Origin of the sequence: Pantoea sp. B65 (genome assembly GCF_047308185.1) — a bacterium.
Taxonomy (GTDB): domain Bacteria; phylum Pseudomonadota; class Gammaproteobacteria; order Enterobacterales; family Enterobacteriaceae; genus Erwinia.
Map to the genome: position 1 here is coordinate 1 of NZ_JAHXPU010000032.1, position 23,435 is coordinate 23,435.

Consider the following 23,435-nt stretch of genomic DNA (forward strand, 5'->3'; position numbering starts at 1 on the left):
TATGCCATATAAATAAAACGGAATTAATTATTATCGGGATGGAATCCTATGCCTGAACGTATTTCTGTGCAATTACCTGCCGAAGGACTTCTTTTCTGGAAACTGTCCGGTACCGAGGAGTTGTCCCGCCCGTTTACGCTGAATGTCTGCCTGCTGAGCAGCAATGCGGACCTTGATCGCAAAACACTGCTCGGGCAACCGATCACTCTGACCCTCCCCACCCAGCCGGTGCTGGCCGCGTCACGCTACCTTAACGGTAAAATCACCGCGGTGAATGTGCAGAGCACTGAACTGAGCGGGACACGTTATACGGTATATAGCCTGTGTATGGAGTCGGACTTATGGCCACTGCAGCGCGATCGCAATCAGCGTATTTTTCAGCAACAGCGGGTGCCGGATATTATTAAAACCGTACTGGGCGAATATAGCGTTGCGGTCGAAGACCATCTGACCGGCGAATATCGTTGCTGGGAATACTGCGTACAGTATCAGGAGAGCAGCTATAACTTTATTTCGCGGCTAATGGAGCTGGAAGGGATTTTCTATTTTTTCCGTCATGAAGCCGACAGGCATACGCTGGTGCTGATGGACTCCGCATCCCGGCAGCCATTCAGCGGCTATGAGGTTATCCCTTATTACGCCACCCCGTCCGCAGGCCGCATCGGGGAAGAGGGCATTACGCAGTGGGCGATCAGCGAGCAGGTGACGCCGGGTCTCTACAGCCTTGATGACTACGACTTCCGCCAGCCAAACGCCTGGCTGTTTCAGGCACGACAGAATCCGGCGTCCACCGCGCCGGGGCAGATTGACTACTACGAATGGCCGGGGCGTTTCGTGCACCATGCCCAGGGCGAATACTATGCCCGTATCCGCCAGCAGGCATGGCAGACGCAGTATCAGCGCATTGATGCGCGGGGCAACGCCCCCGGGGTGGCGCCGGGGTACACTTTTACGCTCAGCAATCCGCCCTTTGCCAGCGACAGTGATGACTATCTGGTGGTGAGCGCCAGTTACGAACTGGAAGAGAACAGCTACGCCAGTGGTGATGATGGCAGCCGCGTTTATCAGATCAACTTTATGGTGATCCCGGCGGATGTCACCTTCCGTCCGCTGCAGGGCAGCGAGTGGCCGCGCACCTGCGGCCCGCAAACCGCGCGGGTGGTGGGGCCGCAGGGGGAGTCTATCTGGACGGATAAATATGGCCGGGTAAAGGTGAAGTTCCACTGGGACCGGCTGGCAAAAGGCGACGACACCAGCTCCTGCTGGCTGCGCGTCTCCAGCGCCTGGGCCGGTCAGGGTTTCGGCGGCGTACAGATCCCGCGCGTCGGTGATGAGGTGGTGATCGATTTTATTAACGGTGACCCGGATCGGCCGATTATCACCGGTCGGTTGTATAACGAAGCCAGTATGCCGCCGTGGACATTACCAGCCGCCGCCACCCAGATGGGCTTTATCAGCCGCAGTAAAAACGGCACGGCGGACAATGCCAATGCGCTGCGTTTTGAAGATAAACGCGGTGCGGAACAGCTGTGGCTGCAGGCTGAGCGCAATATGGATACCCGGGTGAAGAATGATGAAACCCATGCTGTCGGCGGTAATCACTCCATCAGCATTGAGAAAAGCTTTGCCAGCAAAGTCAGCGGCCAGTACGCCCAGCAGACGCAATACGCCCGCAGCGAGCTGGTCGGCACTGACTATATATTGAAATCGAACAGCAACGTTATGCTGGCGGCCAGCAGCGGCATCACCTTTGTCACCGGTGACAGCCTGCTGGTCATGAACCCCAATGGCACCATTTCATTACAGTGCAGAAACTTCCAGATCAATGCTTCCGGGCAGGGTGAAATCAACACCGGCGGCACACTCGATCTGAATATCAATCAGCCAGCCGCGGCGCCGGCGCCGGCGCCAACGCCGGAGGAAATTGCCGCAGAAGTCCGCAGGGTGTTCGCCAGTAAAGATGCCGGGGGGAGCAAATGAACCTGCCCGTGCAATATGTCTTATCTGAGGGCTCGCTGCATCTGCCCGCCGTCGTCCAGGATCAGAGTATCACCGTCCTGCGTCTTGCCGGTTTATGCGCAACGCTGGTGGTTACCCGCGACTGGCAGGTAACGGCCGATCAGATGGATGCCTTTTTGCAGCAGCAATTGCAAAAAGTGAAGCGCAAGATGAAAAAGTTTAGCGCGCAGTTACCCGAAGAGAGCACGCTGGGCCCGCTACCCGCGCAGCAGGTGGCGATGCGCTTTGAAAATCAGGGTGTGGTAGTGGAACAACAGCTGCTGGTGGCCTGGGCGCAGGATCATTTACTGGCATTAACCTTCAGCACCGCGGGTCAGTTTACTGCGCAGCAGCGTCTGGCCTGGCAGGCGATTCGGCAGGCGTTTATTCCCGGTATGGCGGAAGTCTGACTGATGGCAGATAAGGTCGCCGCGAGAATCGATGATCCGTTGATCCACAGCTCACTACTGAGTGACTTTGTCAGCGGGGTGGTGGAAGGAGCCATCTACGCCGGGATTTTTCTTGCCAGTACCGCCATGGTGGCGGGCGGCGTGGGTATTGCGCTGGGAATTGGCCTGACCATTGGCGCCATCGCTACTGGTTTTCCTGAACGCTGGGGCAATGCCGCCGGCGGGGCGGTGGAGCGCCTTATCGGCGCACTGGGTCTGACCGGGCCACCGGATGCGGTGATCACCAGTGGTTCCGGCAATGTGCGTATTAAGGGCAGGCTGGCGGCGCGCGCCGCCGGCACCGTCGATCATGCCTTTCTTAATGCGCCCGCCGGTGCTGAACAGGAGCAGGGGCCTTCCGCATGGGAAATTGCTGTCGGCATGGCGGCGGGTATCGCCGCGACCGTCGCCCGCCCGGGCGCTTTTTTCAGCGCGCTGGGGGAGAAAATCAGCCAGGCCGCCGCAGCGGATGTCGCTGACTTCTTCAGCACGCTGTGGACAGACCTTTCTCAGCCGATGGTCGCCGCTGCCAGCCCTGAGAGTACGCCAGCCGACAGGGATACCGTGTCATGCAAAAAGCACAGGGACAGCAGCCGGATTTTCCTCGCCGAAGGATCTAAAAAGGTACTGATTAATGGTCATCCCGCCGCGCGCAATGGCGACCGCAGCACCTGCGAGGCAAAAATCGAGGTCGGCGACGATCCGCGGGTGCGTATCGGTGGCGACAGCATTGTGGTCCGGGATATTCGCAGCGGTAAAAACTTTCTGGCCTGGTTTATCGGCGGGATGGCTGGCGGCGGTGAGCTGAAACAGCTGCTGCAACTGGCGGGCCGCGCTTTTGACCGGGTGATGGTGCGCAGGCTGCTGCGCAGTATTCCCTGCCCGATCTTTTCCGCCGCGGCGGGCGAAGCGGCAGGCGGCATTGCCGCCCGTGCGGTGCAAACCCTCCATCCGGTCAGTATCGCCACCGGCGCCAAGATCCTTGCCGGCGCTGAAGATCTTGATTTTGTACTGGAAGATCGTATCCCGCTTTACTGGCAGCGTGTTTACCACAGCCGTAATCCGGCGACCGGAATGCTGGGCCAGGGGTGGATGCTGCCGTTTGAAAGCCGGCTGATTCGCTATCGTGCGGCCAGCGGGGAACTGCATTTTCGCTGGCGGGATATGGCGGGTCGCGAGCTGGAGATGGGGGCGGTGCGTGCGGGGGATGTGATTCAGTTCGCTGAGGACGGCCTGACGCTTTACTGCACGTCTGAGGGCGTGGTGGTGTTACAGACCAGTGAAGGTGAGCATCAGCTGTATGAACCGGATCCGACACGTGAGGGCGAATGGCGCATTGCCCGCATCTATGACCGTCACGACAACTGCCAGCATCTGAGCTGGAATGAAGCGGGCCAGCTGATTGCTGTCGCCGGTGATAATGAGGCAATGGTGGCAGAGCTCAGCTATGAACCGGTGCATGGCCGCCTGGCGGCGGTGCATCAGCGGGTTCAGGGGCAGCGTTATCCGCTGGTACGTTACGGCTATAATGAGCAGGGACAGCTGGTCAGCGTCACCGACGCTGATGACGTCACCACCCGACGTTTCAGCTGGGATCGCGCCAGCGATATGCTGGCCAGCCACCGCTATGTGACCGGCCTGACAGTAAATTACCAGTGGCGACCGGCAGCGGATGGCAGCTGCTGGCGGGTGACCGGTTATCAGGTGGTGGACGACCGGCAGCAGACGCTGGAAAGCTGGATCATTGACAGCGATGAGCTGGCGCGTAACGCGACGGTGACCTGTCTTTCCGGTGGCAGCAGCCACCATCAGTGGGATGCGCAGCATCGTATTACCGCCTGGACAGATATGTATGGCGCGGAGTGGCGCTATCAGTGGGCGGATCAGGGCGAGCTGCTGCAGGCGGTCACCGCTCCCGACGGCGGGCGCTGGGAATATGACTATGATGAGCGCGGCAATCTGACTGCCATGCATAATCCGCTGGGGGAAGCCCGGCTGACGGTCTGGCATCCGGTCTGGTCACTGCCGCAACAGGAAGTGCTGGCCGGCGGCGCCTGCTGGCGTTATCAGCATAACGCACTGGGCGATGTGGTGGCGGTAACCGATCCGCTGGGTGGCGTTACGCGCCTGGAATGGAACCCGCAGGGGGATTTGATTACCGAAACCGATGCGGCGGGCAATACGCGCCGTTTCGGCTGGAACCAGCGCGGCCAGATGATCAGCGCTGAGGACTGTTCAGGCTACCGCAGCCATTCGCAGTATGACGCAACGGGCAGGCTGCTGAGTACCACCGATGCGGAAGGCAACACCACCTCCTGTCGCCGGAGCGCCGCCGGGCGTATTCAGGCGATTATACGTGCGGATAACCGCGAAACCCGCTACGAATACGATATGCACGGACAGCTGGTCGGTGAGAATACTGACGGTTTTTCCGAACGCAGAGTACGGCGCAACGTGCGCGGACAGGTGATTTGCCAGACCGATCCGGCGGGTCATCACACCCGTTTTGATTATGATCGTTTTGGCCGCCTGACCCGGCTGATTAACCCGAACAATGACAGCTGGCATTTTGCCTGGGACAGCGGCGAACGCCTGCTGGCGCAGACCGATTACGCCGGACGGCGGGAAAGTTATGGCTATAATGCGCGTGGTCAGGTCACCTCGGTGACACAGCAGCCGCTGGCGCAGAACGGTGAACCGCAGGCGCCGCTGGTTTCGCGGCTGGAATATGATCTGTCGGGCCGGCTGGCGACAAAAAGCAACGCGGAGAGTGTCACCCGCTATCAGTATGCCGGGCGCAGCGTCACCATTCAGCGCACCACGCAGGCTGAATGGCAGGCGGCGCAGCAGCAGGCCGTGGAGCCGGAGTGGGATGAGCAGCTGAGCCTGACGGCGGATGCGCTGGGCAGTCTGCAGAGTGAGCAGAACCACAGCGGCAGCTGGCAGTATCAGTACGATGCGCTGGGCAATCTGCAGCAAAGTCAGGGGCCGGACGGCAGCACGCAGAGTTTCCTGCGTTACGGCAGCGGGCATCTGTTGCAGCACAACTGGCAGCATGGCGGGCAGCAGGCTGAAATTGCCGCTTATGGCCGTGACCGTCTGCATCGTGAAATCAGTCGCAGTCAGGGGCCGCTGACGCTGGAAACGCGCTACGATCCGGCAGGCCGTATTGTAATGCGCCGGAATGCGGTGCTGGAACGCCGTTATCAGTGGGATCGTCTCGATCAGGTGGCGCAGCAGATGCTGATGTCGCTGGCACCGGGAGATCCTGCGCCAGCCTTCAGTCAGCAGCGCTTTGGTTATGATGCGGCGGGGCAGCTGACTCACCGCATTGCAGACGGGCTGGAAGAGCGTTGTTATTACGACCCGGCGGGTAACCGTACCGACACCGCCGGTGAGGTGGTGTGGCATAACCTGCTGCGCAGGCTGAAAGGCGCGCGCCAGCAGTATGATGGCTTTGGTCGTCTGCTGTGGCGCAGGGCTGAACAGGGCGCACCGGAACAGCACTTCAGTTATAACGCGGAGCATCAGGTCACCGGAGTGCGGCTGAGCGGGCACCCGGAATACCAGCGGGTACAGTACCGCTATGATGTACTGGGCCGGCGCACGCATAAAATACTGTATCGCCACGGGCAGGCAGAATCTGACGCTGAAGTGATTACTTTCCACTGGCAGGGTCTGCAGATGGTGGGCGAGCAGAGCAGCCGCACGCCGGATCGCAGCGTGCGCTATCTGTACAGTGAAGGCAGCTGGGAGCCGCTGGCGCGGGTGGATATCACCGGTGACAGCCGGCAGATCCGCTGGTATCACAGCGAACTGAACGGTTTGCCGGAACGACTGACCGACGAACACGGTGAAGTGGTGTGGCAGGGACGTTTCAGCAGCTGGGGCGGGACCCTGTATGAAAGCCATACCGCTAAGCTGGTGGTGCCGCAGAATCTGCGCTTTCAGGGACAGTATCTGGACAGAGAAACCGGGCTGCACTACAATCTTTTCCGTTATTATGACCCGGTGACCGGGCGGTTTACCCAGCCGGACCCGATTGGGTTAAATGGTGGTCTGAATCTCTACAGTTACGCTCCTAACCCGCTTAGCTGGATCGATCCACTGGGTCTGAAATGTTCAAGTGCCCCTAAAGGCAGGAAAGTTAATCGGACGGTTTATCGGTTTGAAGAACCTGACCGGATGAGCACGACATGGACAACTCATAAGTGGAATATTAAAGCATCGCATAGGTATACAGATGAAGGCTTGGGTGGGGTATATGGCGCAAATTCAAGTAAAACTGCGCTGTCTGAAGTAACTCACTGGAATGTAGATTTATCAAGCCGAGTGTTAATTAGTAAGAAAGTGCAGTTAAACAATGTTCTGGATCTCACTAATTCTGGTGTGAGGGATAAATTAGGTGTTTCGTTGAAAGATATCACTGGTAATTCATACGACGTCACTCACCAAATTGGAAGCTGGGCGAAAGCGCAAGGGTATGACGGCATACTTGCACCATCAGCAAGAAATTCTACAGGTTCTAACCTAATATCATTTTTTGGATTCTAGATATGTCTTCTTTAGAACATCATTACGCTGGCGACGAAAAATGGAAAAGTTACGCAGATTTTTATGCTGAGGATTATTTAGATGATAACGCTCGTTTGCTTGCTGAAAAGCTTGAAGGTCATTTAGATTTAGCAATTATTATCTATGGAAAAAGAGGCCTGAAAGAGGGCTTATGGTGGATAGAACGCGAAGTCCCGGCATTAGAGGGTGTTAAGCCGGTTGATTGCCTCAATGATCCAGAACTGCTTAAACGTCTGAGGGAATGTGTCATGCGAATGCCATAAATAATAAAAAGCCGGAAGCGATCCCCGAGATCCTTCCGGCTTTTTTATTAGCCGCCGGTAATCAGGATCAGACAGCTCGCCTCAACCCTGACGGTCACCGTGCTGCCCGTCTCAAACCCTGCCTCACGCAGCCACTTACCGTACAGGTTCAGTGCCGGTGTGTTGTGATCGCCTCTTTGCGGCCTGTATCTCACAATGCAGCGCCGTTCCGTTTTGGAAATGTCCCGCTCTGAGTTTCAAGCGTGCTTAGTGTCGGTAACACTGATATAAGTCCGTAAATCAACATAAATTTTGTCCACTCCACCACCCAACATGCGCTTCTCTTAAGGTTCCGAGATTATCTTGGCGGGATAAAGCTCAGGCAACGAATGGCAGCGGCTGACGCCGCTGTTATCATGTGGCAGGGCAGACAGGGAAGGTCACGGCGGGGCGGTAGCGTGTGCGGTGCAAAAGTGCGCGTCGGGAACTTAGTGTTAATGATATGTCAAATATGGCGATGCGCGCCACTGAAAAGCCAGCAACATCAGTCAGTTAAAGCCGCTAAAAAGTACGATGGCACCGGAATCATCCCGATGACCCGATCGGGCTGGCGGGTGGGCTGAATCTGTATGCTTATGCGCCGAATGCGCTGAGCTGGATCGATCCGCCTGGATTAACAAAATGTTCACCAAACAAGAAAACGACCTATGAAGGCGTCAGTCGGAGGGATGCGTTCAGACAGGCTAAACGTGATGCTGGAATACCCAATAGTCAGCATCCTTTTGAGATAAGCCGTGCTAAATTAGGTGATGGATATGATAATTTTGTGCGCGATAAAAATGGTATTCCTTTAGAAACCCGGCAATACCATTACAAAGAAAGAAATGGTTCAACCGTCATTATTCAGGAACATAGCTTAGGACATTCTAAAGCAATCTCTTTACATGGAGCCGAACCCTACTTTAACGTAAGACCGTTAGAACCGGGAACAGGGAACAGGGAACAGGGAACAGGGAACAGGGAACAGGGAACAGGGAATATTTCGATTACAGGGAGTGTTTTTGGCACTCATGGGCATTACAATTTTTAATAAGGTATTGATATGTGGTTTGATAATGCTCTGCATAAAGAAAAAATAACCCATATGTTTGATGGAGGGTTAGACATATGCAATGCAGAATTGACTGGTTTTTCATTTTATGGTCATTCTTCAGTAAAGTTCTCTTTCAATATAAAAGGGCTTCCGAAGAAACACCCAAAAAAATGGGATGGATGTGGCTATAGTGCAATTAATTTGGTGCTGGGGTTTGATGGGGTAAGAAACTTTAAATGTGAGGGGGGAAGAGTGTTTTTTTCTGTGATCCGCAAGTAAATTCTTTACCTGGAACAGCAACAGTTGCAATCAAAAATGAACACTTTGAAATTTATTGTGAGTCCGAGTTTCTAACTATTGAGTCAATTAGTCCTTATATAGATGAACGCTGGGACTAATGTAAATTGTAAAATAGCAAGAGCCAGGAGTGAACTGAGCATTTTTTCTCACATTTGAATTTTCAGCTATAAATTATGAGCCGCTGGCGCGTATTGACGGGGTGCGGGACCTGGTTTCACAACCAGGTGAACGGCGTGCCGGAGCGGCTGACCGATGCGGAAGGCGGTCTGCGCTGTGAAGGACACAACAGCGCCTGGGGCAAACTGCTGCGTGAAACCTCGTCCCTGCGCGGCACGGGTAAAGCCGGAAGCGACCCCAACGATCCTTCCGGCTTTTTACCTTCAGCCGCCTGCCGCCAGGATCAAACAACCCGCCTCAACCCTGACCGTCACCGCCTGACCGGTCTTAAACCCCGCCTCACACAGCCAGTTGCCGGACTATTGCGCTTCAGACACCTTTCTGCCATCAGTAACGCCTGCTTACTGACTGTCAGGCAGGCGTTGCCGCCCGATTAACGGCGGTACTTCACTATCCGGCTGCGATTCAGCAGCAGACGAATACCATCCTCTTCGCGCTGGATCACAAAGCGCTTTTCCCAGGGGCCATCCTGCGACGTCGCCAGCACCCGATCTTGTCCCAGCGAGACCAGCGTGGCGGTAATTGATGCCGGGCCAATCCCCATCAGCAAACGATCACCGGCGATATCGATCACGCTGCGGCTGGCTGCCAGCTGCCAGCGACCCTGTAGCCGATCGATACTGTTATCGGCGATGACCGGCACAAAGCGCCGCGCCGCCAGACCGATTTCACCGACAATCGCCTCCGCGTCGTGCTTCAGACGCATCGGGAAAGTGGAGGAGAGGGAAACTGCTTCACCCGGCACCTCGCTGCGATACAGCGTTTCACCTGCACCCAGCCAGCTGGCGGTTACGCCGTTAATCTCCAGCCAGTCGCTGCCGTTTTCCGCCGCGTACAGGCCGGGTTGCAGATCATGACCTTTCTCCGGCAGGGATTCACCCAGCAGCGCCGCCATGATATTTAACGCATTCTCAAAGGTGGTGACATCTTCGCGGTTGGCAACCAGCGCCAGACCAACCTTCAGCTCAGGATGCAGCAGAAAATAGGTTTTATAACCGGCATGTGAACCACCATGGCCCACCAGACGATGGGCGCCAATACGTGAATGCGCCACGCCAAGGCCATAGCCGGTTTCGCGTCCGTCACGCAGATAGCGCGGAGCAGCTAAACGGGCCAGCACACCGGCGCCCGGCCCCCGATCCGCCAGCAAAGTCTGCAGCCAGCGGCTGAGATGGCTTACGCTGCCGGTCACGCTGCCGGAAGCGGAAAGATGTAGCCCGGCGCTGGCCAGCTGCCACTGGTTGCCCTGACGCCAGTAACCCGGCACCAGGCCCGGCACAATATCAAACCAGCTTTCCGCCGCAATCAGGCGGATATCCAGCGGCTGACAAATATGCTGTTGCAACAGGTCGTTAAACAGTATGCCTTTGGCTTTCAGCGCCTCTTCCACCAGACGATAGCCGGTGTTGGAGTAACAGACTTCACTGCCGCAGGGGTAACTCAGCTCGCCGTTACCGGCGACAAAATCGAGCAGTGAGGCGGCGCTGGTGGCGTTATATACCGACAGGCCGAGCAGCGACAGGGTCTCACGCACATCAGGCAGACCGGCGGTCATATCCAGCGCCTGTCCGACCGTGACGTTCCCCGCGTCGCCATTCAGTTGCGGCAGATGTTGCCCCAGGCGGTCCGGCAGCTTCAGCCACTGGCTGGCCGGGCCGCTGACCATCGCGGCAAACAGGTGTTTGGTTACCGAGGCGAAACGTACCACGCTGTCACTACTGAACGGCGTTTGCTGCGCCAGGTCGGCAAGACCGCCACTATGACTGGCGTGGATCATCTCTGCATCAAACAGGGTGATCGCACCGCCTGGTTCGCCGGGTCGATCCCAGCCGGATGCCAGCCGGGCGGCGACATCGCTGGCTTGCTGCCAGTTAAGCTTCATGCGGGTTCCTCAAGGGTGATGCTTAAATCAAACAGTTCGGCAGTATGCGGGTGCTGAATGCGACGTGCGCGCAGATCCTCCGAACTCAGCTGTTCGACCATCTGACCCTGTTGCATCACGCCAATACGCTGGCAAAGATGGGTCACTACCGCCAGATTGTGCGTCACCATAATATAGGTAAGCTGGCGTTCTTCACGCAAGTCGCTGAGCAAATTAAGGATCTCTGCCTGTACTGAGACGTCCAGCGCCGAAGTCGGCTCGTCCAGCAATAACACTTCCGGCTCGGCAATCATGGCGCGGGCAATCGCCACACGCTGACGCTGGCCGCCGGAAAGCTGGTGCGGATAGCGAAAGCGCACGCTGGCAGGCAGCCCCACCTCCTGCAGCGCTTTGGCGATACGCTGTTCGGCGCGATCGAGACGATGCACCAGCAGTGGCTCCTGCAGAATGCGATCGATAGTCTGCCGCGGATGCAGCGAGCCATACGGATCCTGAAACACCATTTGCACCTGACGGAAGAAGCTGCGGCCGCGCTGTGCCGTTAGCTGCGCGCCGCCAAATTCTACCCGGCCCTGCCATTCGTTGTTCAGCCCGGCGAGTACCCGCAGAATAGTGGATTTACCTGAACCACTTTCGCCGACGATACCGAAGCTGTCGCCATTGCCCACCTGAAAACTGACGCCTTTCACCACTTGATGGCTGCCAAAAGCGATACGTAAATTATCGATATTAATCATTGTGTTTTGTCCTGAGCCCAATGCAGGGGCGGCATTAATCCCGCCATGCGGCTTCACGCTTCATTACCGCCAGCCGTTCGCGCGGATGACGCAGCGATGGCAGACAGGCGAGTAAACCCCGGGTATAGGGATGTTGCGCCTGCTGCAGCTGTCCTGCTTCCAGCATCTCGACAATGCGCCCGGCATACATCACCGCCACGCGATCGCAAAAATGGGAAACCAGCGGCAAATCGTGACTGATCAAAATCAGGCCCATGCCGCGCTGTGAAACCAGCTCATCAATTAACTTAAGGATTTCCGCCTGTACGGTGGCATCCAGCGCGCTGGTCGGTTCATCGGCAATCAGCAGTTCCGGATCCGGCGCCAGCATCATGGCGATCATCACCCGTTGTCCCATCCCACCGGAGACTTCATGGGGATAACGCTGCGCCACCTGTTGCGGGTCGTGGATTTTCACCTGTTGCAACAGATCAATCGCTGCCTCCATCGCCGCTTTTTTGCTGCCGCCTTTGTGTTCGCGCCAGGCTTCGGCAATCTGCTGGCCGATGGTCATCACCGGATTCAGTGAATATTTCGGATCCTGCAGGATAAAGCCGACGCGTTTCCCGCGGATTTTACGCAGGGTTTTTTCGCTGGCGCCGCGCAGATCGATGCCGTCAAAGCTCAGCTTGTCGGCTTCAATCTGCGCATTGCCGGGTAACAGCTGCATCAGGCTGCGTGCGGTCAGGGATTTGCCGGAGCCGCTTTCGCCGACAATGGCAAACTTCTCTTTGCCGATGCTCAGCGACACGCCGCGCACCGCGGCAAAACTTTCGCTGCGACTGGTAAAGGTAATGCGCAGGTTTTCAATTTCGACCAGCATCTAGCGCTCCTTAGGATCGAGGACGTCCCGCAGGCCATCGCCGAGGAAGTTGAACGCCAGTGACGTGAGGAAAATAGCGATACAGGGCATCAGCGGCACCCACCATTCGCTAAACAGGAAGCGACGGGCGGTGGCAATCATTGTGCCCCATTCCGGTGACGGCGGCTGTGCACCCATGCCGAGGAAACCGAGACTGGCGGCGGTGATAATAATTGAGCTCATATCCAGCGTCACACGCACAATCAGGCTGGGCACACAGAGCGGCATCACATGGCGCAAAATAATGCGCAGCGGTGAAGCGCCGGTCACACGGCAGGCGGCGATAAAATCACTGTTACGGAACTGCAGGGTTTCCGCGCGCGCCAGACGGGCGTACGGCGGCCATGCGGTGAGGGCAATCGCCAGAATCGCACTCTCCACGCCAGGTTTCAGTGCGGCAACAAAGGCCAGCGCCAGAATCAGTCGCGGGAAGGCGAGAAAAATGTCGGTCAGACGCATTAATGCTTTGTCTAAAATACCGCCGGCATAACCGGCGATACAGCCAATGAGCAGGCCCAGCGGCGCGGTAAGCAGCACCACGGTGATCACCATTCCCAGCGTAGTGCGGCCGCCATAGATAATGCGGGTCCAGACATCGCGCCCCAGTTCATCGGTGCCCAGCCAGTGCTGCAGCGACGGCGCGGCAAGGCGGTTGGTCAAATCCTGGCTGCCTGCGCTATAGGACGTCAGTAGCGGGGCCAGCAGCGACAACAGTAGCACCAGCAGGATAACGATCAGGCCGGACATAGCCAGCGGATTATCGCGCAGGCCGAGCCACAAACGGTAGCGTCGCCCCCAGACTGCCTGACGGCGCGTGGTGGGTGTTTCATCGAGCAACCATAAGGTTAAGGGTTTCATTTTACGCGCGGATCCCAAAGTCGGTAGAGGAGGTCGGCGAGCTGGTTCAGCAGCACATAGGTGGCCCCGACCAGCAGGGTAGCGCCAACCACCGGATTCATATCAGCATTCATCAGCGAGGTGGTCAGGTACTGGCCCAGCCCCGGCCAGGCAAAAACGTTCTCGGTGACCACAGCACCTTCCAGTAACCCGGCGTAGGTCAGCGCCAGTACCGTCACCAGCTGCACCGCCACGGTAGGGAAGGCGTGGCGCCAGATCACCCGCCGTGATGACAGTCCTTTGGCGCGGGCGGTGATGATAAATTCACCGCTCAGGGCGTTAAGCATAAAGGTGCGCGTCATACGCGTGATATAAGCCATGCTGAAATACGCGAGGATCAGCACCGGCTGCGCCATATGCGCCAGCGCATCGCGAAAAGCGTCATAGTCCCCGGCCAGCAGGGAATCGACAGTCAGTAATCCGCTGACCTGCGGCACCATATCCTGGAAGATAATGTCCTGACGCCCCGGTCCCGGAGCAATGCCCAGCACCGCATAGAAAATCAGCAGACTAAGCAGCGCCAGGACAAACACCGGTAGCGAATGACCGGCAAGGCAGACAACGCGGATAATCTGATCGAGGAGCTTGCCCTGACGGACTGCCGCCCAGACGCCAAGCGGAATGCCGATGATCGCGGCAATAATAATCGCCGCGGTCGCCAGTTCCAGCGTTGCCGGGAAGAAGCGGGCAATATCGGTGGTCACTTCGTTATGGGTGAGCACTGAGCGACCTAAGTCGCCATGCAACAGTTGATTCAGGTAGTGGCCAAACTGCACGTACAGGGGCTGATCGAGCCCCATTTCTTGTCTGACACGTTCTACGACCGACTGCGGTGCGTTATCACCCACCGCGGCCAGTACTGGATCGGTCGGCATTACCCGACCGATAAAGAACGTTAACACCGACAAACCGAACAGCGTCAGCACCAGACTGCTCAGCGTGCTGAGTAAACGTTTCAACGACGACATTACGCTTTTTTCACCTGTTCATACGGGCTGTCGCGCAGGACAGTCAGATGTACGCCGGTAATATTTTTACCACAGGCGAGGTTTTTCACATCCTGCATCATTTCAATAAACGGGCTCTTCTCGCGATGTTCGCGCTGAATCTGTTCATAGCGGGCGATACGTTTCGCCGGGTCCGCTTCATGCAGCGCCGCCACGGTCATCTGGTTAAACGCATCGTCAGACCAGCCGCAACGCCAGGCGAGGGTACGGTTACGCGCGCCAGCGCTGTTATCGGTATTGACGCAGAAGGCTTCGGTATTCGAGTTCGGATCAAAATAGTCCGCGCCCCAGGCGGTCAGCGCCAGCTGGTGGGAACGCGCCCGCATTTTGGTCAGTACCTGACGGTTTTCCGACGAGATCAGCGACACTTTAATGCCAATGGCCCCCAGCTGTGTTTGCAGCGCCTGGGCAATATCCGGGTAAGGCTGCGCCGAATAGTGATCGAGGGTGATGTCAAAACCATCCGGGTAGCCCGCTTCCGCCAGCAGCGCTTTGGCTTTTGCCACGTCCACTTTAAACGGCTGATCGTCCAGCGCCGCCGGGAAGCCGGAGGGCAGGAAGCTCTGATGCACCTGGTGGGTCAGCGGCAGAATATTTTGCTGGATGCTGTTGTAGTCCACCGCCCATTTCAGCGCCTGCCAGACCTGCGGCTTGCTCAGATGCTCATTGGTGGTATTGCACGACATCAGCATAATGGTGGAGACATCGGCTTTATAGAGGTTGAAGTTTTTGTCATTTTGCAGCGGTTTCAGCTGTTCGGTGGTCAGATCGCGCGCGATGTCCACATCGCCTTTCTGCAGCATCAGCAGCTGGGCTGACGGATCGACGATATGCTTGATAATCACGCGTTTGGTGGCGGTTTTCGACGGATGGTGCGGGTTTTTCTCCAGAATAATGCTTTCGCTGGCTTTCCACGCGCGCAGGGTGAACGGACCGGAACCGGCGCTCTGCTGTTTCATCCAGCCATTGCCCAGATCGTTGGCCTGCTGATTGGCCAGCGCGGCTTTTTTCTGTACGACGCTGCCTACCGGCGCCGACAGGCAATAGAGCAGGAACGTTTCTGCGGCCGGTTCGGCGAGGTTCAGTACCAGCGTTTTGGCATCTTTTGCCACAATCATCTGTTCAACGTTATCTTTGGTAAAACCAAACTGGTTGATGATAAACGCCGGGCTTTTATCCAGTTTCACTACGCGCTGCAGCGAGAAGGCCGCGTCTTCGGCGGTCATGGCGCTGCCATCGGAGAATTTCACGTTGGGATCAAGATGGAAGGTAAAGGTTTTGCCATCCGCGCTGACTTCCCAGCTCTGCGCCAGTTCACCTTTAATTTCACTCGGTTTTTCCGGGTCTGGCATCACCAGTCGCTGGTAAAGGTTGCCGGTCACTTCAGAACCGATTGCCTCAAAACTTTCTGCCGGATCAAGGCTGGTCATATTGTCGATCTGCATGGCGATCACCAGCATACTGGCGGGCGTGGCGGCAAATGCGCTGCTGCTATTCAGGCTGAGATACGAAAGAAAAGGAACCGCTGTGCATCCTGCAAGAAAACGTCTTCTGGTAACCATGGTCTCTCCAACTTATTGATATTTAATATTAATTTTAAATTTATGCGCTCTTTTTGCCTTGACATCAGTCAGAAGGCGGTGATTAATAATGTCAGGAGGAACTTGTTTTCTCTGGCGGCGCAAGTTGCACTTTTTTAGTGCACCTGCGCGTTCATGACGCATTCTTCTGCTACCGCTAATCCGTTTACAGGACTTCATATCCATGTCTGATACGCTATTCTCTGCTGCCGACCTTGTGCCGGTTTTCGACGGTCACAATGATGTGCTGCTGCGCCTGTGGCGCTCCCACGCGGCAGATCCGGTTGGCACTTTTCTTCACGGACCTGCTGCGGGGCAGATGGATTTACCGCGTATCAGGCAGGGCGGTATGGCTGGCGGTCTGTTTGCGACTTATGTTCCTACGGGGGGAGTTAAGGCAAGAAGTATGCCAGGGAAGCTAAACTTCACCGATGTGCCTGAAACGCCATCAATTAGCGAGGCCCGGGAGATCACTTTTTCGCTGCTAAATACCTTAATTCGCATCGAAAAAAATTCTGCCGGCCAGGCCAAAATTTGCCGCACGGCGTCAGATATTCGTTACTGCATTGATAACCAGATCCTGGCGATGGTAATGCACCTTGAAGGTGCAGAAGCGCTGGATGCCGATCTGGATCTGCTGGATATTTTGTATGCTGCCGGACTGCGTACGCTGGGACCACTGTGGAGCCGGCCAAATATTTTTGGCGAGGGCGTACCGTTCCGTTTTCCTTCCTCACCCGATACTGGCGCCGGCCTGACCGAAGCCGGACTGCGGCTGGTTCGCGCCTGTAACCAGCTGCGCATCATGGTGGATTTGTCGCATATGGATGAGAAAGGTTTCTGGCAAACCGCGCAGGTTTCGGATGCGCCGCTGGTCGCCAGCCACTCCAATGCCCATGCGCTCTGCGCGCAGTCGCGCAATCTGACCGATAAGCAACTGGCCGCCATCCGCGAGCGCAACGGCTTTGTCGGGGTGAATTTTGGCACCATGTTCCTGCGCGCTGATGGCAAAAAGAATCCTGATGCCACCGTCGATGAAATTGTGCGTCACGTTGACTATCTGCTGGAAAAGGTCGGGGAAGAGGGCGTTGGCTTTGGTTCCGATTTCGACGGCACCACCATTCCGCTTGATATGAAAGATGTGGCTGGTCTGCCGCTGTTGGTGCGCGCGCTGGCGAGCCGTGGTTATGATCGGGCGCTGTTGGAGAAGATCTGTTATCGCAACTGGATCCGGGTGCTGGAAGCCACCTGGGGCGCATAACGGCTGTCATGGCATCATCCTTGCATTACTGAGCTATGGAATAAGCTAAACAGGCCGTCAGGTTATGCGTTTGCGTCATATCGAAGTTTTTCAGGCCATCGTGCAAACCGGTACCATCAGTGGCGCCGCACGGTTGTTAAATGTGTCGCAACCGAATGTCAGCCGCGTGCTGAATCACGCCGAGCAGCAACTGGGCTTTGCCCTGTTCGAACGTCGGGCGCAGGGCATGGTGGTGACGGCGGAAGGGCGCCGGCTGTTGCCGGAGGTGGATGAGATCTGTCAGCGTCTGCAGGCGATTAATCTGCTGACCGAACAGTTACGCAGCGGGGAAGGGCAAACCGTGCGCCTTGGCGCCGCGCACGCTTTTGGACAGATGGTACTGGCGCCGGCGCTGGTCGCCTATCATCAGCAGGCCGCTTCGGTGAACGTTGAGCTGGTTACCGAGCATTTTGGCGCCCTGTGTCAGAGTATTCTTAACGACGAGCTGGATTTCGCGCTGGCGTTTGGTCAGCAGGTACCGGGTGAATTACTGGCGGAGCCGCTATTCCAGTCGTCAATGGTGGCGCTGTTGCCCCTGAACAGCCGGCAAAACGGACCGGTGACCCTGCAGTGGTTGTGCCAGAATAATCTGCTGATGATGCAGACTCAGGACCCGCTGGGCCGCGTTCTGCACCGTGCGCTGCGTGATAAAGCGCTGCAACCGGCGGTATCGCTGTCGATTAAAACCTATTCGGTAATTGCGGATATGACGCTGGCGGGCGGTGGTGTCGGCGTTGTTGACCTGTTTACCGCCTGTCGCTATGTCGGGCAGCTGAAGATACTGCCCATTGCGCAGCCGCTGCCATTTGAGGTGATGTTGATTAGCCGCCGCGATCGACCACAGTCGCAGTCTGCGCTGCAGCTGAAACAGGTGATTCGTCAGAAACTATGGGATATTGCGCGCCAGTGCGAGACGCTGTTCTTAACCCCGGCGCTGGTGTAAGGGGCGGCACTGGCGCCGCCCCCGCGATTACCCCGGATTACTTCGCCGGTTTGAGTTGCGAGTTAAATTCACGTTTATCATAGCCGGTATACAGCTGGCGCGGACGGGCAATTTTAATGCCGTCATCATGCATCTCTTTCCAGTGCGCAATCCAGCCGACGGTACGTGCCATGGCGAAAATTACCGTAAACATCGACGACGGAATTCCCATCGCTTTCAGGATGATCCCGGAGTAGAAATCGACGTTCGGATAGAGTTTACGCTCAATAAAGTACGGGTCGTTCAGCGCGATATGTTCCAGTTCCATCGCCACTTCCAGCAGGTCATCTTTCATACCCAGCTCGTTGAGCACTTCATGGCAGGTCTCACGCATGACGGTGGCACGAGGATCGTAGTTTTTGTAAACGCGATGGCCGAAGCCCATCAGACGGAAAGAGTCGTTTTTGTCTTTCGCCCGTTTTACAAACTCCGGAATATGATCGACGCTGCTAATCTCTTCCAGCATGCGCAGACAGGCTTCGTTCGCGCCGCCGTGCGCCGGTCCCCACAGCGAGGCAATGCCCGCCGCGATACAGGCAAATGGGTTAGCGCCAGAGGAACCGGCGGTACGCACGGTTGACGTGGAGGCGTTCTGCTCGTGATCGGCATGCAGCACCAGAATACGGTCCATGGCGCGTTCCAGCACCGGGTTTACCACGTAATCTTCACACGGGGTGGCAAACATCATATTCAGGAAGTTACCCGCGTAAGAGAGGTCGTTACGTGGATAGATAAACGGCTGGCCGATCGAGTATTTGTAACACATCGCCGCTACCGTCGGCATTTTCGACAGCAGACGGAATGCTGCTATTTCGCGATGGCGTTCAATGTTTACATCCAGTGAATCATGGTAAAAAGCAGCCAGCGCCCCGGTAACACCGCACATGACGGCCATCGGATGCGAGTCGCGGCGGAAGCCCATAAACAGACGGTTAATCTGCTCATGAATCATGGTATGGCGGGTGACGATGGTACGGAATTCGTCAAACTGAGCCTGCGTCGGCGCTTCGCCGTTCAGCAGGATGTAGCACACTTCCAGATAGTTAGAGTGCAGAGCGAGTTGGTCGATGGGAAAACCGCGGTGCAGCAGAATACCTTCATCACCGTCGATATAGGTAATTTTGGATTCGCAGGACGCAGTAGAGGTAAAACCCGGGTCAAACGTAAACAGACCATGAGAACCGAGGGCTCGGATGTCAATTTCGTCTTCGCCAAGCGTACCATGCAGCACGTTTAGCTCAATAGGAGCTTCGCCTTCCACGGTCAGCGTTGCTTTTTTATCAGCCATTTACAGTCTCCTTAGCGCCTTATTTGTAGGGATCTTTGACACCTTGAGTGGCCATCATACCCGGATTGCTTGCGAAGAGATGCAGTCTATCGACTCTGTGGCATGGTATATCTTGCAGGGTACAGAGCGATGGGCGCTTACAAGCGAGGATCCAGCAGGCATGACACGCTGCGTTACACGGTTGTTAAAGATCGGGTCTAGTCATTATTTTCGTAACCATTTACCTGATGCTTTTGGGCGGCTCACCCAATCAATGTTACATAACTTACGCTTAGGGGAAAGTGTATCCCCATAACTTTTGTGCATCATAGAATTTTCGATTCTTCGTTTGTAACAGAAATGTTGAAGTTTTGTCAAATCAGATAATTGAATTTGTATAAATTGTGAAAATCGTGAGGCCGATCACTGTTCAACTTAAATGTTCACAAAGAGATTGTGGGATAATTGTAATAAGAATGTGAACCACCTATACTTCGGCCAGGTCTCCGGAATACCCTGCAGTAGGAGCCACCCAGCGTTTCATACGCGTCGTTTTGACACTGGACGTTGCAGTTTAAGTGCCTGGCGCTGTGCTTTCGATTTTAACGCTGTCTGACACCCCTTCAGGACCGGAGGAAGCAAAATAAGAAAAGCTGTGTGGGCAAAAACGTGAAAAAACAAAGACCTGTCAATTTGGATCTTGCAACGATCCGCTTTCCTATTACTGCGATAGCGTCCATTCTCCACCGCGTCTCCGGCGTGATCACTTTTGTGGCGGTCGGCATTCTGCTCTGGCTACTTGGTCTCTCTCTCTCATCACCCGAAGGCTTCCTGCAGGCATCCGCCGTCATGGATAGCTTTTTTGTCAAATTCATCGTCTGGGGCATTCTTACTGCGCTGGCTTATCATATTGCCGGTGGCATTCGCCATATGCTGATGGATTTTGGTTACCTTGGTGAAACGCTACAAATTGGTACGCGCTCCGCTCAGATAACTTTTGGCCTCACCGTCGTGCTTTCAATTCTGGCTGGAGTCCTCGTATGGTAAGCAATGCTTCTGCACTGGGGCGCAACGGCGTACATGACTGGCTGCTATTACGTGCTGCGGCCATGGTTATTACACTCTATGTGCTCTATATCCTCGGTTTCCTCGTGGTGTCAGATACCCTGACCTACGATATCTGGCGTGGTTTTTTTGCCTCCTCCTTTACCAAAGTGTTCACGCTCCTGACGCTTTTGTCGATACTGGTTCATGGCTGGATCGGTATGTGGCAGGTGCTGACTGACTATGTAAAACCCGTCGGCTTGCGACTGATGTTGCAACTGGTGGTGGTGATTGCGCTGTTGGTCTACGCATTTTATGGAACTGTTGTGGTATGGGGTGCTTAATGAAATTGCCAGTCAGAGAATTTGACGCCGTGGTTATCGGCGCCGGTGGTGCAGGCATGCGTGCCGCGCTGCAGATTTCCCAATCGGGCCAGACCTGTGCCCTGTTATCAAAAGTTTTTCCTACTCGTTCCCATACCGTTTCCGCTCAGGGCGGCATCACCGTTGCGCTGGGAAACAGCCACGAAGATAACTGGGAATGGCATATGTACGATACCGTCAAAGGTTCCGACTATATCGGCGACCAGGACGCGATTGAATATATGTGTAGTACCGGACCGGAAGCGATTCTGGAACTGGAACATATGGGCCTGCCGTTTTCACGTCTTGACGATGGCCGCATCTATCAGCGCCCGTTCGGCGGCCAGTCACTGAACTTCGGCGGCGAGCAGGCGGCGCGTACTGCCGCGGCCGCTGACCGTACCGGTCACGCCCTGCTGCATACCCTGTATCAGCAGAACCTGAAAAACAAAACCACCATCTTCTCCGAATGGTATGCGCTGGATCTGGTGAAAAATGCCGATGGCGCCGTGGTCGGTTGTACCGCGCTAAATATCGAAGATGGCGAAGTGGTCTACTTTAAAGCCAGTGCCACCGTGCTGGCTACCGGCGGGGCTGGTCGTATCTATCAGTCCACCACCAATGCCCATATCAACACCGGCGACGGCGTCGGTATGGCGCTGCGCGCCGGCGTGCCGGTGCAGGATATGGAAATGTGGCAGTTCCACCCCACCGGTATCGCCGGTGCCGGGGTACTGGTCACCGAAGGCTGCCGTGGTGAAGGCGGCTATCTGCTGAATAAACATGGCGAGCGCTTTATGGAGCGTTATGCGCCGAATGCCAAAGACCTTGCCGGCCGTGACGTCGTGGCGCGTTCGATAATGATCGAAATCCGTGAAGGCCGTGGCTGCGATGGTCCCTGGGGGCCGCACGCCAAACTGAAGCTCGATCACTTAGGTAAAGACGTACTGGAATCCCGTCTGCCGGGCATTCTGGAGCTGTCGCGCACCTTTGCGCACGTCGACCCGGTAAAAGAGCCAATTCCGGTGATCCCGACCTGCCACTATATGATGGGCGGCATTCCAACCCGCGTCACCGGTCAGGCGTTGACGGTAAATGAACAGGGTGAAGATGTGGTGGTGCCGGGGCTGTTTGCGGTGGGTGAAATTGCCTGCGTATCCGTACATGGCGCCAACCGTCTTGGCGGTAACTCGCTGCTCGACCTGGTGGTGTTTGGCCGCGCGGCCGGTCTGCATCTGCAGGAGTCGATTCAACAGCAGGGTGAACTGCGCGCCGCCAGCGAAGCCGATATCGACGCTTCCCTGGCGCGCCTTAACCGCTGGAATAACAACGTTACCGGCGAAGATCCGGTAGAGCTGCGCAAAGCGCTACAGGCCTGTATGCAGAATAACTTCTCGGTGTTCCGCGAAGGCGATGCGATGGCGAAAGGACTGGAAGAGCTGAAAGTCCTGCGCGAGCGGCTGAAAAATGCACGTCTGGATGACCGTTCCAGCGACTTCAACACCCAGCGTGTTGAGTGTCTGGAACTGGATAACCTGATGGAGACGGCGTATGCCACTGCGGTATCCGCTAACTTCCGCACCGAAAGTCGCGGCGCCCATAGCCGTTTCGACTTCCCGGATCGTGACGATGCGAACTGGTTGTGTCACAGCTTGTATTTGCCGCAAAGCGAAAGCATGACGCGCCGTGAGGTGAACATGCAGCCGAAGCTGCGCGCGGCATTCCCGCCGAAAGCGCGTACTTACTAGTTTGCGGAGATAAGACGATGAGACTCGAATTTTCTATTTATCGTTACAACCCGGATGTTGACGATGCTCCGCGCATGCAGGAGTACACCCTGGAGAGTGAGGAAGGGCGCGACATGATGCTGCTGGATGCCCTGCTGCGTCTGAAGGAAAAAGATCCGACGCTGGCGTTCCGTCGCTCCTGCCGTGAAGGGGTGTGCGGCTCCGACGGTCTGAATATGAATGGCAAAAATGGTCTGGCCTGTATCACGCCGATCTCGGCGCTGGGCAACGGCAGGCAGAAAATTGTTATTCGTCCGCTGCCGGGATTGCCTGTTATTCGCGATCTGGTGGTAGACATGAGCCAGTTCTACACTCAATATGAGAAGATTAAACCTTACCTGTTGAATAATGGAGAGAATCCGCCGGCCCGCGAACATCTGCAGGAACCGGAACAGCGTGAAAAACTGGATGGCCTGTACGAGTGTATTCTCTGCGCCTGCTGTTCAACTTCATGCCCGTCCTTCTGGTGGAATCCGGATAAGTTTATCGGTCCGGCAGGGTTACTGGCAGCGTACCGTTTCCTGATTGACAGCCGTGATACGGAAACCAATGCGCGTCTCGACGATTTAAACGATGCTTTCAGCGTATTCCGCTGTCACAGCATTATGAACTGTGTGAGCGTCTGTCCGAAGGGACTAAACCCGACGCGCGCCATCGGCCATATTAAGTCGATGTTGCTGCAGAGAAGCGCTTAGCAATGACCTATCCGGGAACCTCAGGGTTCCCGGATATGCAGGAAGCCATTAAAAACGCTTGCGTAATCTGCAACCGTTTTTAAAGGTTCCCTTACGGGCCGGGCGCCGTTAGCGCACAGCGCTCGTATCGATGAACTGTACTACGGCAAGCCGCTAACCC

The 23,435-nt window shown here is 56.1% G+C and carries 20 protein-coding genes and 1 pseudogene; 12 read left to right on the top strand and 9 right to left on the bottom strand.

Annotated features, from left to right (window positions below; all coding sequences use genetic code 11):
* The first annotated feature begins 48 nt into the window (after positions 1-48).
* From JWF83_RS13420 to JWF83_RS13435, 4 genes are read left to right on the top strand one after another with little or no spacing between them, the layout of a single operon-like run.
* Positions 49-1,980 (top strand): type VI secretion system Vgr family protein, encoded by a 1,932-nt coding sequence (locus tag JWF83_RS13420; protein WP_413649432.1) that lies wholly within the window; start codon positions 49-51, stop codon positions 1,978-1,980.
* Positions 1,977-2,408, top strand: coding sequence for a DcrB-related protein (locus JWF83_RS13425; protein WP_413649433.1), 432 nt, complete (start codon positions 1,977-1,979; stop codon positions 2,406-2,408). Before JWF83_RS13420 ends, JWF83_RS13425 begins: the two co-directional genes overlap by 4 nt.
* 3 nt (positions 2,409-2,411) lie before the next feature.
* Positions 2,412-7,001: an RHS repeat-associated core domain-containing protein gene (locus JWF83_RS13430; protein WP_413650754.1), complete on the top strand. Its 4,590-nt coding sequence runs from the start codon at positions 2,412-2,414 to the stop codon at positions 6,999-7,001.
* 2 nt (positions 7,002-7,003) lie between these two features.
* On the top strand, positions 7,004-7,285 hold the full coding sequence (locus JWF83_RS13435) for a hypothetical protein (protein WP_413650755.1): 282 nt from the start codon (positions 7,004-7,006) through the stop codon (positions 7,283-7,285).
* A 47-nt stretch (positions 7,286-7,332) separates the two neighbouring features.
* Here JWF83_RS13435 and JWF83_RS13440 read toward each other — a convergent pair whose 3' ends face one another.
* Positions 7,333-7,506: a SymE family type I addiction module toxin gene (locus tag JWF83_RS13440; protein ID WP_413650808.1), complete on the bottom strand. Its 174-nt coding sequence runs from the start codon at positions 7,504-7,506 to the stop codon at positions 7,333-7,335.
* Positions 7,507-7,859: 353 nt separating this feature from the next.
* On the opposite strand from JWF83_RS13440, the pseudogene JWF83_RS13445 reads away from it, so the two are divergent.
* Together JWF83_RS13445 and JWF83_RS13450 are read left to right on the top strand one after the other, a co-directional pair.
* Positions 7,860-8,354 (top strand): annotated as a pseudogene (locus tag JWF83_RS13445) (HNH/endonuclease VII fold putative polymorphic toxin); the annotation flags it as partial.
* A 12-nt stretch (positions 8,355-8,366) separates the two neighbouring features.
* Positions 8,367-8,636 carry an Imm50 family immunity protein gene (locus JWF83_RS13450; RefSeq protein WP_413650757.1) on the top strand — a complete coding sequence of 90 codons (270 nt, stop codon included), beginning with the start codon at positions 8,367-8,369 and terminating at the stop codon, positions 8,634-8,636.
* A gap of 401 nt (positions 8,637-9,037) precedes the next feature.
* Here JWF83_RS13450 and JWF83_RS13455 read toward each other — a convergent pair whose 3' ends face one another.
* The 7 genes from JWF83_RS13455 to JWF83_RS13485 form a co-directional block, all read right to left on the bottom strand.
* Complete coding sequence (locus JWF83_RS13455; protein ID WP_413650809.1) at positions 9,038-9,121, bottom strand: SymE family type I addiction module toxin; 84 nt, start codon at positions 9,119-9,121, stop codon at positions 9,038-9,040.
* An 86-nt stretch (positions 9,122-9,207) separates the two neighbouring features.
* Positions 9,208-10,716 carry a serine hydrolase domain-containing protein gene (locus tag JWF83_RS13460; protein ID WP_413650759.1) on the bottom strand — a complete coding sequence of 503 codons (1,509 nt, stop codon included), beginning with the start codon at positions 10,714-10,716 and terminating at the stop codon, positions 9,208-9,210.
* Positions 10,713-11,453 carry an ABC transporter ATP-binding protein gene (locus tag JWF83_RS13465; protein ID WP_413650761.1) on the bottom strand — a complete coding sequence of 247 codons (741 nt, stop codon included), beginning with the start codon at positions 11,451-11,453 and terminating at the stop codon, positions 10,713-10,715. Before JWF83_RS13465 ends, JWF83_RS13460 begins: the two co-directional genes overlap by 4 nt.
* A 34-nt stretch (positions 11,454-11,487) precedes the next feature.
* Complete coding sequence (locus tag JWF83_RS13470) at positions 11,488-12,315, bottom strand: ABC transporter ATP-binding protein (RefSeq protein WP_413650763.1); 828 nt, start codon at positions 12,313-12,315, stop codon at positions 11,488-11,490.
* Positions 12,316-13,212 (bottom strand): ABC transporter permease, encoded by an 897-nt coding sequence (locus tag JWF83_RS13475; RefSeq protein WP_413650765.1) that lies wholly within the window; start codon positions 13,210-13,212, stop codon positions 12,316-12,318.
* The gene (locus JWF83_RS13480; protein ID WP_413650767.1) at positions 13,209-14,219 is read right to left on the bottom strand and encodes an ABC transporter permease; all 1,011 of its coding nucleotides are present in this window, start codon (positions 14,217-14,219) and stop codon (positions 13,209-13,211) included. Before JWF83_RS13480 ends, JWF83_RS13475 begins: the two co-directional genes overlap by 4 nt.
* Entirely contained in the window at positions 14,219-15,820 is a 1,602-nt protein-coding gene (locus JWF83_RS13485) for an ABC transporter substrate-binding protein (RefSeq protein ID WP_413650768.1), read from the bottom strand. Before JWF83_RS13485 ends, JWF83_RS13480 begins: the two co-directional genes overlap by 1 nt.
* A gap of 202 nt (positions 15,821-16,022) precedes the next feature.
* On the opposite strand from JWF83_RS13485, the gene JWF83_RS13490 reads away from it, so the two are divergent.
* Both JWF83_RS13490 and JWF83_RS13495 read left to right on the top strand, forming a co-directional pair.
* Entirely contained in the window at positions 16,023-17,099 is a 1,077-nt protein-coding gene (locus tag JWF83_RS13490) for a dipeptidase (protein WP_413650770.1), read from the top strand.
* A gap of 64 nt (positions 17,100-17,163) precedes the next feature.
* A complete protein-coding gene (locus JWF83_RS13495; protein ID WP_413650772.1) occupies positions 17,164-18,081 on the top strand; it encodes a LysR family transcriptional regulator in 918 nt (305 codons plus the stop codon).
* Between the two features lie 37 nt (positions 18,082-18,118).
* Here JWF83_RS13495 and JWF83_RS13500 read toward each other — a convergent pair whose 3' ends face one another.
* Complete coding sequence (locus JWF83_RS13500; protein WP_413650775.1) at positions 18,119-19,408, bottom strand: citrate synthase; 1,290 nt, start codon at positions 19,406-19,408, stop codon at positions 18,119-18,121.
* A gap of 636 nt (positions 19,409-20,044) precedes the next feature.
* Between JWF83_RS13500 and sdhC the strand changes: the two genes are divergently transcribed.
* Genes sdhC through JWF83_RS13520 form a run of 4 tightly spaced genes read left to right on the top strand, consistent with a single transcriptional unit; the run spans position 20,045 to position 23,275 of the window.
* Positions 20,045-20,434, top strand: coding sequence for a succinate dehydrogenase cytochrome b556 subunit (gene sdhC / locus JWF83_RS13505; protein ID WP_413650777.1), 390 nt, complete (start codon positions 20,045-20,047; stop codon positions 20,432-20,434).
* A complete protein-coding gene (gene sdhD / locus JWF83_RS13510) occupies positions 20,428-20,775 on the top strand; it encodes a succinate dehydrogenase membrane anchor subunit (RefSeq protein WP_413650779.1) in 348 nt (115 codons plus the stop codon). Before sdhC ends, sdhD begins: the two co-directional genes overlap by 7 nt.
* Positions 20,775-22,541, top strand: coding sequence for a succinate dehydrogenase flavoprotein subunit (gene sdhA, locus JWF83_RS13515; protein WP_413650781.1), 1,767 nt, complete (start codon positions 20,775-20,777; stop codon positions 22,539-22,541). The genes sdhD and sdhA overlap by 1 nt, the downstream gene beginning before the upstream one ends.
* Before the next feature lie 17 nt (positions 22,542-22,558).
* Complete coding sequence (locus tag JWF83_RS13520; protein ID WP_413650783.1) at positions 22,559-23,275, top strand: succinate dehydrogenase iron-sulfur subunit; 717 nt, start codon at positions 22,559-22,561, stop codon at positions 23,273-23,275.
* Positions 23,276-23,435 lie beyond the last annotated feature (160 nt).